Raw genomic sequence first — 12,155 nt, 5'->3', positions numbered from 1 at the left:
CGCTCGCTCACACCCACTGCACGAGTTGCACGATGATCCCGTTCGGATCGCGCATCTGGAAGTAGCGCTCGCCCCACTCCTCGGTTTCGATCGGCGTGACGATCGGCACCCCCTCGTTCTGCAGTCGCGTGTATTCCGCGTCGATGTCGTCGACGACGAACACGACCAGAAGTCCCTCGCCCGCGCTGCCCGCCGCGTTCTTCGGCTTGAAGCTCGCCAGCCCGGTACGCAGGTAGGCCACGCTCAGACCCGCATCGGGACGGTCCACTGAGACGAAGCCGTCGGCCGCCATTTTCTCGGTGAAGCCGAGGTGGTCGATGAGGAACTTCGCCGAGGCCTGCGGGTCGGCAACGTTGAGGGAGATGGCGGAAGCGGTGATGTTCATGGGTCCTCCTCGGGTTCGCGGATTAATTCTCTACTTAGTACGCTGTACTTTGTAGGAAAATTCCGGGGCGTCCGCACTATGACCTCCGTCACACCGATACCATCGGGTCGACCAGGTGAGGAGGCAGGGTGGAGCGACGCGGCAAACAAGACCGCAGCAGTGCGGGGGATCCGGTGCGGACGCTGGAGTTGCTGTGGCGCGTGCCCGCGAACCAGCACCCCGTGCGCGGACCGAAGCAGCGCAGCAGCGTCGATGCCGTGGTCGCGGCGGCCATCGAGATCGCCGATGCGGACGGCATCGCCGCGCTCACCATGCGTGCCGTCGCCACCGCGCTCGGCCTGACCCCGATGGCCACCTACACCTACGTGCCGGGCAAGGCCGAACTGCTCGACCTGATGGTGGACAAGGTCTACGGCGAGATGGACCGCGCGGACCTGTCGGAACTGCCTTGGCGAGAACGGGTCACCACCATCGCCGCGGCGAACAGAGCCATGCTTGCCCGCCACCCGTGGGTCGCCTACCTGCCGACGACCCGGCCGCCGCTCGGTCCGGGCGTGGCCGCCAAGTACGACCACGAGCTCCGTGCGTTCGAAGGTCTCGGCCTGGATGACGTGACGATGGACGCGTCACTCACCTTCGTCCTCGGCTTCGTCACTTCGGTGGCACGCATCGCCATCGACACCGCGCGTGCGGCCGCGGACAGCGCTATGTCCGACCATCAGTGGTGGGAGCGCGCCGCGCCGTTGCTGGAGAAGGTCTTCGACCCGCAGCGGTATCCGGTGGGCGCCCGCGTCGGCGCGGCAGCGGGCCAGGCCTATGACTCCGCCTACAGCGCCGACCACGCCTACGAATTCGGCCTGGCCCGGGTTCTGGACGGCCTCGCCGCAATCATCGAAAAGACGTGAGCTCCAGCACTTTTCCGGCGAAACCCCGGTAATCCTGATGTCCCGCATGCCGAATCGTCGGCGCGAAATTCGAGCGACGGGTCAGACCCCGTCGCGCTGGATGCGCAGAGCGGTGATGGTGGACGCCAAACCCTCGTATTGGTTGACCAGCAGGACGATTTCGATCAAGCTGCGCTCGTCGTAATGCTCGGCCAACGACGTCCAGTGCGCGTCGTCCAGGTCGCGGGTTCGCACTAGTTGGTCGACGGCGGCGAGTAGCGCACGGTGCTTGTCCGACCAACCCGGCGCGTCCGGTCCGGTGCGCAGGCGGTCGAGGATCTCCGGTGTCACTCCGGCCCGTTTGCCGAGTCGAATGTGGTGATCCATCTCGTACTCGCAGCCGCGCAGGTGGGCGACGCGCAGGATCACCAGCTCCGACTCGTGCCGCGGCAGCCGACCGCCGGGCATGAGCTTGCCCGAGTAGTGCAGCCAGCCGCGGAACAGTCCTCTGGTGCGGCCGAGGGTGCTGAACAGGTGCGCGTCATCGGTGCCCGCCGCCTTGGACAGTACCTGCCAGACGACCCAGTTGATCGGGCCGAGCTCCCGCAGTCGGCCGGGCGAAATGCGTGGTCGCAGCGCTGAAACCATGCTTGGTCGGCACCTCCGCGTGATAGGCGAGCGGCCCGGCGGCGCCGGGCCGAGCCGTCAGCCTACCGGCGCGTACGCGCCGGATCGATGGCTACGGCCGGCACCGAATGGTCCGCCGGTCCGCCGGCGGTACCGAATTGCCTGCGCACGGTGCGGATTACACCGTTACGATCGATTTCGTGAGGACTGGGGTAGTACGCGGGAACGCCCAGGGCTCGCTATGCACTCGACCGCAGGTCGTCGGCGCAGCGTACGCGGCGCGCACTGGTACGGCCTGAAGGGCGCGGAGAGGCGGACGAGCTCGAAAATGCTGGTGAGGGTCAAGCCCGGGGCGCAGCTCTCCGGTGCCGAACAAGAATTCGTCGATTGTTTGCGGTCCTATCCGTCGGCCGCCCTCGCCATGATCGACCTGCAGGTCGGTGACCGGCAGATCGATGCGGTGGTCTGGACGCCGCGCGGGCTCTCGGTGCTCGAGGTCAAGGGCTTTCGGCGCAGGCAGAGCGGCATTCTCAATATCTCCGCCGACGGCCCATGGAAGATCAGCGATGCCGACGCCGACCTGGACGAGCCGTCCGGCAGCCCGTCCGATCGACTCGAACACGGCATCTTCGCGGTGAAGAACACGCTGGAGCGGGCACTGCTCGACCCCGGGCATGTGTGCGGTGCCGTCGTTCTCGTTCCGTTCCGCGGTGCGGTGGTTCGGCCGTCGCGTACCAACCTGCGACCCGGCCTCGATGTCGTCGTCGGCAATGTCGCCGACGCCACCGAGCTGCGCATCTACCTGGAAGGATTCTCGGCCGGACCGCGCAAATGGACCGCCGACCGGGTGATCGGTGACTGCACCGCGCTCGGCCTCGCCGACCTCGCGCCGACGCGTGCCGAACTGGTCGCCGCCGGCTTCGAGCAGGTGGCGCAGGAGACGCCGAGTGTCATTGCGCGCCCGCCGAAACCACGGCCCGAGCCGACCCCCGGTGTCGCGACGAAACGGCAGGCGTATGCCGGGTGGGCCGTCGTCGCCCTGGCAATCGCCGGGATGATCGCCGTGCTCGGGGTAGTTGTGACGTCGCTGGCCCAGGACTCCTCCCACCCCGAGCCGCAGGAAACCAGCAGCACGCCGAGTCCGTCGCCGCCACCGCCGCGGCCGACCACCTGCTGGCCGTTCCAACCGGACTGCTGAGCGTCACCCTCGATCCCGCCCTGCCCACGCTGGTTACCACCTGGTGAACACTTGTGTGGTGCGGCCGAGCTTACGGTTGCGTAGCGTCGCCGCGGTACGGCAGGCTGCGTTTGTACATCGTCAAAATGGCCGAAACCTGGGAGGACCGTCGTGGGTCACTACAAGGCGAACGTGCGAGACATCGAGTTCAATCTGTTCGAGGTGTTCGGGCTGGACAAGTTGCTCGATACGGGCGCCTACGGCGATCTCGACTCCGACACCGTGCGCGAGATCCTGGTCGAGGTGAAGCGGCTGGCGGAGGGGCCGATCGCGGAATCCTTCGCGGCGGCGGACCGTGATCCGATCGTCTTCGATCCGGCCACCTACTCCGTCTCGGTGCCCGAGCCTCTGCGCAAGACGATCACCGCCGTGCACGAGGCCGACTGGAGCAGGCTCGGCCTGCCCGAGGGCATGGGCGGCACGCCCGCGCCCGCCGCGGTGGTGTGGGCGGTGCAGGAGATGATCAACTGCGCCAACCCGGCTGCCAGCTTCTTCAACATGGGCCCGGTGATGGCGTCGGTCCTCTACAACGTCGGCAACGAACAGCAGAAGCACTGGGCCACCGCCGGTTACGAGCGCGGCTGGCAGGGCACCATGGTGCTGACCGAGCCGGACGCTGGCTCCGATGTCGGCGCTGGCCGCACCAAGGCGATCGAGCAGCCCGACGGCACCTGGCACATCGAGGGCGTCAAGCGCTTCATCTCCGGCGGCGATGTCGGCGACACCGCGGAAAACATGTTCCACCTGGTGCTCGCCCGCCCGGAGGGTGCCGGGCCGGGCACCAAGGGACTGTCACTGTTCTACGTGCCGAAGTTCCTCTTCGATCCCGAGACGCTCGAACTCGGCGCCCGCAACGGCGTTTACGCGACGAATGTCGAGCACAAGATGGGCCTGAAGTCCTCGCCCACCTGTGAGCTCACCTTCGGCGGTGACGTTCCCGCGGTCGGCTGGCTGGTCGGCGACGTGCACAACGGCATCGCGCAGATGTTCCAGGTGATCGAGAACGCGCGCATGATGGTCGGCATCAAGTCCTCCGGCACGCTGTCCACCGGGTACCTCAACGCGCTGGACTACGCCAAGCAGCGGGTCCAGGGTGCGGACCTGACGCAGATGACCGACAAGGCCGCGCCGCGGGTGCCCATCACCCGGCATCCGGATGTGCGCCGCAGCCTGGCGCTGCAGAAGGCTTACGCCGAGGGGCTGCGGGCGGTGTATCTGTACACCGCTGCGCACCAGGATCCTGATGTGGCGCAGCTGGTTTCGGGTGCCGACGCCGAATTGGCGCACCGGGTCGACGATTTGCTGCTGCCGATTGTCAAGGGCGTCGGCTCGGAGCGGGCCTACCAGTACTTGACCGAATCGCTGCAGACGCTGGGTGGGTCGGGCTACCTGCAGGATTACCCGATCGAGCAGTACATCCGCGACGCGAAGATCGACTCGCTCTACGAGGGCACCACCGCCATCCAGGCGCAGGACTTCTTCTTCCGCAAGATCATTCGGGACAAGGGCGTGGCGATCGGGCACGTCACCGGGCAGATCGCCGCGTTCCTCGACACCAAGAGCGGACGGTTCGAGACCGAACGCGAGCTGCTGCGTACGGCTTTGGCCGACGTGCAGGCGATGGCGGCTACGCTGACCGGCTTCCTGATGGCGGGCCAGCAGGACCCCGCCGAGCTGTACAAGGTCGGCCTCGGTTCGGTGCGCTTCCTGCTCTCGGTCGGTGACCTGCTCATCGGCTGGCGTTTGCTGGTACAGGCCGAGATCGCCTCGGCCGCACTGACTTCCGGGGCCTCGGCGAAGGATAGCGCCTTCTATACCGGAAAGGTCGCCGCCGCGAGCTTCTTCGCGAAGAACGTGCTGCCCGAGTTGACCGCGAACAAGACCATCATCGCCGCGATCGACAACGACATCATGAACCTGGACGAAGCGGCCTTCTAGCAGCTGGTCGAGTTCGATCTCACAGAGCCTTCGTGCGTCTCACAGCGGGTGTATGCCCTGTGAGGGGTGTGGGCGGTCTGTGAGATCGAACTCGGGTTGCTACTCGGCCAGGAGTTTGAGGACGACGGGTCGGGAGAGGGTGCCCGACACTTGGCGGGCCAGCTGGTTGGCACTGGTGCCCTCGGCGTGGGCGTCGCGCAGGGCGGCGGCGAGTTCGTCGCGGGCGGCGTCGGCCGCTGCCTGGGCGTCGCGGAGGCGTTGTGCTGCTCGGTCGACCTTGGCGGACGAGTCGGCAACGGCTGATGCGAAATCATCGGTCAACTCATTGACCGGTGTCGATCTAGGTCGCGCGTCCCGTTTCATCCTCGGTGGGAAGCTACGCATTGCCGCCCTGGCGAACTCCTGCATGAACTCCCGGGTCGCGTCCTTGTTCTCGGCCGCGGCGCCGAGCAGTAGCCGAGTGGTCTGCGGCACGGCGAGACTCCAGTTGGACATCCCGCACAGGGCGAGCAGAAGATGCCCGGCGTGCTGCGCGTCTACGCCGAATTGTTCGATGGCCCTGTCGAATTTGCGCTCATAGTGCTGGGCGCGCCAGCCGTCGATATCGTGTGCTTCCCCGCCGCGATGCAGGCCTTCCCACATCATCAGCCGGAGCAGTTGCGGGTTGTTGTTGTGATAGTCGAACAGCTTGCCGACGTACTCGCCCGGCTCGGTGTCGGCCAACGGCTGGACCACGTCCATGAACTCGCGCAGCGTGTCGATGAGGATGACGTCGAATAGCTTGTCCTTGCTGCCGAACAGGCCGTAGATGCGTTCCTTGTTCACCCCAGCCGCCTCGGCGATGCGGTCGACTCGTGCCCCGGCGAGGCCGTATTCGGCGAATTCATCACGCGCGGCTCGCAATAGCGCCTGTTTGGTGGCGTCGCTGCGTTTCATGGTGGCCGTCATATCGAAGACTTTACCATCTCATTAAACCAACTATTTGGTTGACAATGTGGCTGTGGCGGTCCTACTGTCGTCCGCATGGCAACGACGACACTTCCGCTCACGGCCGGTACTGCGGCCCCCGCGCCCACCCGCGGCGCTCAGCGCGCCCACACCGCGCGCACCCTGCCTGTCTTCGTGCTGTCCGCCCTGCTCGCAACCGGCCAGATGTATGTACCGATCCCGCTGTTCACGGCGCTGAAAGCGGACTGGAACGTCGGCGCGGGCGTGATGACCTGGATCATCAGCGCGTTCGCGTTCGGCTACGCGGGCGGGTTCGTGCTCTTCGGTCCGCTGTCGGATCGCTACGGTCACCGCCGGGTGCTGATGACCGGCATGCTGGTCGCAGCGGTGGTCACCCTGTTGACCGGCCTGGCCTTCAGTGCTCCGCTGGCGGTCGGGCTGCGGATCGTGCAGGGCCTGGTGGTCGGGTCCATCCCGCCCGCGATCATGGCTTACGTCGCCACCCGGATCACGCCTGCCCATCGTCCCGTGGTGACGATGTCGGTGGCGACCTCGTTCCTGGCCGCGACGGTGATCGCGCAGATCGTGTCGCAGGCCGTGGTTGCCTCGTTCCCGTGGCACACCGTATTCATCGGCTCTGCTGTGGTTTTCGCCGTACTCGCGGTCGCGTTGCGCGGCGTGATGCTCGACGACGCCCCGACCGGCCGGGACCGTCCGCTGCGGCACAGCTACGCCGCGATCCCCGCGGTGCTGCGCATCCGGCCGCTGCTACCGATGCTGGTGGCCGGTGCGATCAGCATGGCCGTGATGGTCGGTGTGTACACCGGCCTCGAACTCAGCGGCGTGGTCACGGGTTCCGGCGAACTGCTCGCGCTGCGTGCGGGCGCGCTGCCGGTGATGATCGCGCTGCCACTGCTGGCCGTGCCGCTGGCCAGGCTGTCCAAGCACGGTCAGATGGTGCTCGGCGTCCTGGTCGCCGCCGCCGCGATGGTCGCGGCCACGTTCGAGGGAACGCACCTCACCGTCCTGACCATCCTGCTGGCCGTCCTCGTCGGCGGTCTCGGCATCATCGCCCCCGCCGTGCTGCAGACCGCGGGCGAACTCGGCGGCGAGTCCCGCGCCGCCGCCGTCTCGGTCGCCATGTTCAGCTTCTACGTCGGCGCCACCGCAGGCCCGCTGGTCGCCGCAGCCGCTGCCCCCCACGGCTTTTCGGTCCTCGCATGGACACTAGCTATCCTGCTGGTCGCCGCCCTGGCCATGACCCTGATCGGCCTCCGACTCCAGCGAAAGACGCAACCCGCGTAAGCGCGACAACCTTGCGGCCGACATCGGTACCGCCGATGTCGGCCGCAGCGTGTCGAATTCGGATTGCCGATCCGCCCAGCCGAAGTCGCGATCCGTCCGGGACTGTGTCCGGGTGTTGCCGGTGGCCTTCGTCGCGTCCACAGCGCCGGTTGGCGACGCTGTTGCCTACCGGCGACGGTGACGGCCGCGGGGCCGGTGACAGTGACGACCACGGCGACGGTGACAGTTACCACTGCGACGACAATGGCGACGGGGGTGCGACCACCCCGTCGATGGCGACGACCCCGGCGATGGCGACGACCACCACGGCGGCGACGACCACCACCACCACGGCGACGGCGGGGGCGACTGCCTGGGCGGCGGACCGGGCCCAGTGAAAAATGTTGCCGGATTGACTACTTCAGTACGTAAGGGGAGACCGAGCTGCGGTGTTCGCTGATGTCGAGGACCTTGCCGAGGGGCGGGAAGGCGCGTTGTGGGCAGTTGGTGCGTTCGCAGACGCGGCAGCCCGCGCCGATGGGGGTGGCTTGCACTTCGTTGAGGTCGATACCGTCGGCGTAGATCACCCGGCCCGCATGGCGCAGTTCGCAGCCGAGGCCGATGGCGAAGGTTTTACTCGGCTGGCCGTAGCGGGTGGCACGACGTTCGACGGTGCGAGCAACCCAGAGGTATTTGCGGCCGTCGGGCATCTGGGCGATCTGCGTCATGATCTTGCCGGGATAGGCGAAGGTCTCGTAGACGTTCCACAGCGGGCAGGTGCCGCCGCTGGCGGAGAAGTGGAAACCGGTGGCGGACTGGCGTTTCGACATATTACCCGCGCGGTCGACGCGAACGAAGGAGAACGGGACGCCGCGCAGTTTGGGGCGCTGCAGTGTCGACAGCCGGTGGCAGATGGTCTCGTAGCTCTGCGTAAAGAATGCGGAGAGCCGCTCGATGTCGTAGCGGAAGTCCTCGGCGACCTCGTGAAAGTGCGTGTAGGGCAACACGGTTGCCGCAGCGAAGTAGTTCGCCAGTCCGAGCATCGCCAGCTTGCGAGTGTCCTCGGAGGCGAAATTGCCTTCCTCGACCAGCTTTTCGAGTAGGTCGCCGCATTCGAAGTAGGCCAGCTCGGCGGCCAGCTTGAAGGTGCGCTGCCCACCGGACAGGTGCGGCGCGATCTCCAGCCGCTGGGTCTGCGGGTCGTAGCGGTGCAGCACACCCTCGCCGAGATCGATGCGCTCGACGATCCGTACATCGTGCGACCGCAGGATCCGCGCCACCTCGCTGTTCACATCGCCACCGTGGAATCGGATGCGCGCGGTGAGTTCCTCTGCGGCGGTGTCCAATTCGTGGATGTAATTCTGCCGCTGGTAGAAGTAGTCGCGCACCTCCTCGTGCGGCTTGCTGATCGCCGCGCTGCCCGAGCCGTCGGCGAACCGGTCCTCGGTGGCGGCGGCCAGTTGGGCCGAGGTGTTGCGGTAGCGGTTGTGCATATTGACGAGCGCGCGCGCCATGCTCGGGTGCGCGGACACCATGTCCGCGATCTCCTGGGTGTCGGCCTCGATGCCCAACTCCTGGTCCATCACGACCTCCTGGAGTTCGGCGATGAGCCGGGTGTCGTCCTGGGAGGAGAAGAAGGTCGCGTCGACACCGAATACTTCGCTGATCCGCAGCAGCACCGGTACGGTGAGCGGGCGCACGTCGTGTTCGATCTGATTGAGGTAACTCGCCGAGATCTCCAGCTTCTGGGCGAGTGAGACCTGGCTCAGCCCTCGTTCGGTCCGCAGCTGACGAAGCCGCGCCCCGACGTAAGTCTTGGCCATGTGTCCAGTTTATGGCCGTTTTCGCAACCCTGCCAATGGGGAATTAGCAGCAGTGCTGAGCGATATGTCACAGGCACGCGTTACCGTCGTTGGGTGTTGTTCTCGCATGTCGTCCAGGCTTCGGAGACGGTCCGCGCGACCAGGTCACGGAAGACGAAGATCGCAACGTTCGCCGAGCTGTTGACCGCCGCCGCGCCGGACGAACTCGCGCCGGTGGTCGCCTGGGCATCCGGCGAGCTACGACAGGGCCGAATCGGCACGGGCTGGCGCACCCTCACCGCCGTGGACACTACCCCGGCACTCGTTGCGACACTGACGGTTTCGGCGGTCGACGCCGCACTCAGCGACCTGGCCGAGACCTCCGGTGCCGGGTCCGCGGCGCGGCGCAGGGAACTGCTCGCCGCGCTCTGGACCGCCGCTACCGCGGATGAGCAGGCGTTCTTGCTGCGCCTGCTGACCGGCGAACTTCGTCAGGGGGCGCTCACCGCGATCGTCAGTGAGGCCGTCGCCGCGGCCGCCGGCGTACCGGTCGAGCTGGTGCGCCGGGCGTACATGCTGTCCGGTCGACTGCCGGTGACCGCGATCGCCGCGATGACCGGCGGGGTCGAGGCGCTCGGCGAGTTCCGGCTGGAGGTGGGCCGGCCGATCCAGCCGATGCTCGCCTCGCCCGGGGCGACGCTGGACGGGGCGTTGACCGAGTTCGGCGGCGACGTGAGCGTCGAGATCAAGATGGACGGCGCGCGGATCCAAGTGCACCGCGACGGTGCGCGGGTGTGGGTGTTCACCAGGACACTGCGCGACATCACCGCGGGCGTGCCGGAACTGGTGGCGTTGGTGGCCGGGCTCGACTGCACCAGCGTCGTACTGGACGGCGAAACCCTGGCCCTGACGGACTCCGGCCGACCACGCCCCTTTCAGGAGACGATGAGCCGGTTCGCCGAGGTGAGCTCCACCCGGGAGTTGCTGTTGCATCCGTATTTCTTCGACTGCCTGCATTTGGACGGCCAGGACCTGCTCGATGCCCCACTCGCCGAGCGCCGCGCCGCCCTCACGAAAGTGGCCGCCGCGCACAGCATTCCCGCGCTGATTCGGCCCGATGAAGAGGCCGCCGCCGAATACTTCGACGGCGCACTCGCGGCGGGCCACGAAGGCGTCATGATCAAATCGCTGTCCGCGCCCTACGCGGCGGGCAGGCGCGGCCGAGCCTGGCAGAAGATCAAGCCGACCCACACCCTCGACCTGCTGGTACTCGGCGCCGAATGGGGCTACGGCCGCCGCACCGGCTACCTGTCGAACCTGCACCTGGGCGCCCGCGACCCGCACACCGGCGAACCGGTGATGGTCGGCAAAACCTTCAAGGGCCTCACCGACGCCCTCCTGCAATGGCAGACAGCCGAATTCCCGCGCCACGAACGAGCCCGCGACGAACACACCGTCTACCTATGGCCCGAACTGGTCGTCGAAGTAGCCCTCGACGGAGTCCAAACCAGCCCCCGCTACCCAGGCGGCGTAGCCCTCCGCTTCGCCCGAGTAGTCCGCTACCGCCCCGACAAAGACCCCACCGAAGCCGACACCATCGACACCGTCCAATCCCTCCTCCCCTGACCCGCCCGTGTGAAGATTGTTCTGCCACTGCAAATGTGGGCTCCTCAGGGGGTCGGGGGCGGGTCAGACTGCAGGGGTTCGGCAGAGGTTCTGCTTCGGGATCGGGGTTTACGGGTGGGTTCGATAGTGTGGCGGCTTCGTGCAGCCGCTCTGGCGTTGGTGTTGGCGGTGGGGGCCGTGCTGGGGATTACGGCGCATGCGAGTCCGATCGACGATTTGCTGTTTCCCTCACGTGAAGTCGCGGGGATCATGCCGACGCCGCTGGGTGATCCGTTCTATGTGCCGCCGGTCGGGTTCGAAAGTCGCAAGCCAGGAACGGTTCTCGCGGCGCGGCCGGGTGGCACCGGGTTGACCGTGCTGCCGCTGATCTCGACCGAGCTGTTGATCAGGTCCACCGACGCGAAGGACAAGCCGGTTCCGGTGGTCGCCACCCTGCTGATGCCGTCGGCGCCGTGGACCGGTTCCGGCCCACGCCCACTGGTGACCTTGAACCCGGCGATCGACTCACTCGGGCACAAATGCGCGCCGTCCTATGAGCTCAGGATGCTGTCGAGCAAGCTGTGGTCGGCGCAGATCCCGCTGTCCAAGGGGTACGCGGTACTGGTGCCCGACCATCAAGGTCCTCGGCAGGCGTACGCGGCGGGCCGGATGGCGGGGCATGCGGTGCTCGACTCGATTCGCGCTGCGGTGCAGACGCCGGAACTCGGACTGCAACCGGACTCGCCGACGGTGGTCACCGGATATTCGGGCGGGGCCATTGCCTCGGGGTGGGCTGCGCAATTGGCGCCGCTGTACGCGCCGGAGGTCAATCTCGTCGGCGCCGCGTTCGGCGGCGTACCCGCCGACTTCGAAATGCTGCTGCACACGATGAACGGCCGGGACGCGGCGTCCGGCGTATTCCTGGCCGCGACGTTGGGCCTGGCCCGGGAGTACCCGGAGATGCTCGACCTGATGAACGACAACGGCTGGCGGCTGGCGCGGGTGGGCAAGGATTTCTGCATGGCGGCCGAGGAGTTCGTCGGGATCGTGGCGCCCATTCCGGTGCAGGCGCTCACCGATGTGGCGGCGCCCACCGAACTGCCGTTCATTCGGGAGATTCTGGCGCAGAATCGGCTCGGCGCGCTCCCGCCGACCGTTCCGATCTTCATGTACCACGGCTTGAACGAGTTCTGGGTGCCGCTCGCCGGGGCCGAGAACCTCTACGCCGACTGGTGCCGCGGCGGAACCCAGGTGGATTTCCAGGTATATCTCGGTGAACATTTCATCGTCAGTACCAGCGGTATTCCCGGGACGAATGCCTGGATCGATGATCGCTTCGCCGGCAAGCCGGTGACCCCGGGGTGCACCCGATTCGGCTGATAGGGGACAGGACTCAACTTATCGCATCGGCGCCGCCCACTAGAGGGCAACCGCCTGGCAATCAT

General features: G+C 66.9%; 11 protein-coding genes. 7 read left to right on the top strand and 4 right to left on the bottom strand.

Features of this window, described 5'->3' with window-relative positions; translation table 11 throughout:
- Positions 1–7: 7 nt before the first annotated feature.
- Entirely contained in the window at positions 8–385 is a 378-nt protein-coding gene (locus KV110_RS38635; protein WP_218472040.1) for a VOC family protein, read from the bottom strand.
- A gap of 128 nt (positions 386–513) precedes the next feature.
- On the opposite strand from KV110_RS38635, the gene KV110_RS38630 reads away from it, so the two are divergent.
- On the top strand, positions 514–1,290 hold the full coding sequence (locus KV110_RS38630) for a TetR/AcrR family transcriptional regulator (RefSeq protein WP_218472039.1): 777 nt from the start codon (positions 514–516) through the stop codon (positions 1,288–1,290).
- Between the two features lie 81 nt (positions 1,291–1,371).
- Here KV110_RS38630 and KV110_RS38625 read toward each other — a convergent pair whose 3' ends face one another.
- Entirely contained in the window at positions 1,372–1,905 is a 534-nt protein-coding gene (locus tag KV110_RS38625) for a carboxymuconolactone decarboxylase family protein (protein WP_218479421.1), read from the bottom strand.
- Between the two features lie 319 nt (positions 1,906–2,224).
- Here KV110_RS38625 and KV110_RS38620 point away from each other — a divergent pair, with 319 nt between their 5' ends.
- Both KV110_RS38620 and KV110_RS38615 read left to right on the top strand, forming a co-directional pair.
- The gene (locus KV110_RS38620; RefSeq protein WP_218472038.1) at positions 2,225–3,094 is read left to right on the top strand and encodes a nuclease-related domain-containing protein; all 870 of its coding nucleotides are present in this window, start codon (positions 2,225–2,227) and stop codon (positions 3,092–3,094) included.
- A 150-nt stretch (positions 3,095–3,244) separates the two neighbouring features.
- Positions 3,245–5,071, top strand: coding sequence for an acyl-CoA dehydrogenase (locus KV110_RS38615; protein ID WP_218472037.1), 1,827 nt, complete (start codon positions 3,245–3,247; stop codon positions 5,069–5,071).
- A gap of 99 nt (positions 5,072–5,170) precedes the next feature.
- Here KV110_RS38615 and KV110_RS38610 read toward each other — a convergent pair whose 3' ends face one another.
- The gene (locus KV110_RS38610) at positions 5,171–6,019 is read right to left on the bottom strand and encodes a TetR/AcrR family transcriptional regulator (protein WP_246634227.1); all 849 of its coding nucleotides are present in this window, start codon (positions 6,017–6,019) and stop codon (positions 5,171–5,173) included.
- 75 nt (positions 6,020–6,094) lie between these two features.
- On the opposite strand from KV110_RS38610, the gene KV110_RS38605 reads away from it, so the two are divergent.
- Together KV110_RS38605 and KV110_RS38600 are read left to right on the top strand one after the other, a co-directional pair.
- The gene (locus KV110_RS38605; RefSeq protein WP_218472036.1) at positions 6,095–7,324 is read left to right on the top strand and encodes an MFS transporter; all 1,230 of its coding nucleotides are present in this window, start codon (positions 6,095–6,097) and stop codon (positions 7,322–7,324) included.
- 149 nt (positions 7,325–7,473) lie between these two features.
- A complete protein-coding gene (locus KV110_RS38600; RefSeq protein ID WP_218472035.1) occupies positions 7,474–7,701 on the top strand; it encodes a hypothetical protein in 228 nt (75 codons plus the stop codon).
- Between the two features lie 18 nt (positions 7,702–7,719).
- Here KV110_RS38600 and ramB read toward each other — a convergent pair whose 3' ends face one another.
- Entirely contained in the window at positions 7,720–9,126 is a 1,407-nt protein-coding gene (ramB, locus tag KV110_RS38595; RefSeq protein ID WP_218472034.1) for an acetate metabolism transcriptional regulator RamB, read from the bottom strand.
- A gap of 93 nt (positions 9,127–9,219) precedes the next feature.
- On the opposite strand from ramB, the gene KV110_RS38590 reads away from it, so the two are divergent.
- Positions 9,220–10,731: an ATP-dependent DNA ligase gene (locus KV110_RS38590; RefSeq protein ID WP_218472033.1), complete on the top strand. Its 1,512-nt coding sequence runs from the start codon at positions 9,220–9,222 to the stop codon at positions 10,729–10,731.
- Positions 10,732–10,908: 177 nt separating this feature from the next.
- Positions 10,909–12,090, top strand: coding sequence for a lipase family protein (locus KV110_RS38585; RefSeq protein WP_246634226.1), 1,182 nt, complete (start codon positions 10,909–10,911; stop codon positions 12,088–12,090).
- Positions 12,091–12,155: the final 65 nt, after the last annotated feature.

The sequence above is a fragment of the Nocardia iowensis genome, assembly GCF_019222765.1.
In the GTDB taxonomy this organism is placed as follows: Bacteria; Actinomycetota; Actinomycetes; order Mycobacteriales; family Mycobacteriaceae; genus Nocardia; species Nocardia iowensis.
The sequence above is the reverse complement of the archived record's forward strand: the minus strand, read 5'-3'. Positions and strand labels throughout refer to the sequence as shown.

What these genes read in the sequence shown, in the direction of transcription:
- KV110_RS38605 (WP_218472036.1), top strand. Translation starts at nt 6,095, where the DNA reads ATGGCAACGACGACACTTCCGCTCACGGCCGGTACTGCGGCCCCCGCG.
- KV110_RS38610 (WP_246634227.1), bottom strand. Translation starts at nt 6,019, where the DNA reads ATGACGGCCACCATGAAACGCAGCGACGCCACCAAACAGGCGCTATTG.
- KV110_RS38635 (WP_218472040.1), bottom strand. Translation starts at nt 385, where the DNA reads ATGAACATCACCGCTTCCGCCATCTCCCTCAACGTTGCCGACCCGCAG.
- KV110_RS38620 (WP_218472038.1), top strand. Translation starts at nt 2,225, where the DNA reads ATGCTGGTGAGGGTCAAGCCCGGGGCGCAGCTCTCCGGTGCCGAACAA.
- ramB (WP_218472034.1), bottom strand. Translation starts at nt 9,126, where the DNA reads ATGGCCAAGACTTACGTCGGGGCGCGGCTTCGTCAGCTGCGGACCGAA.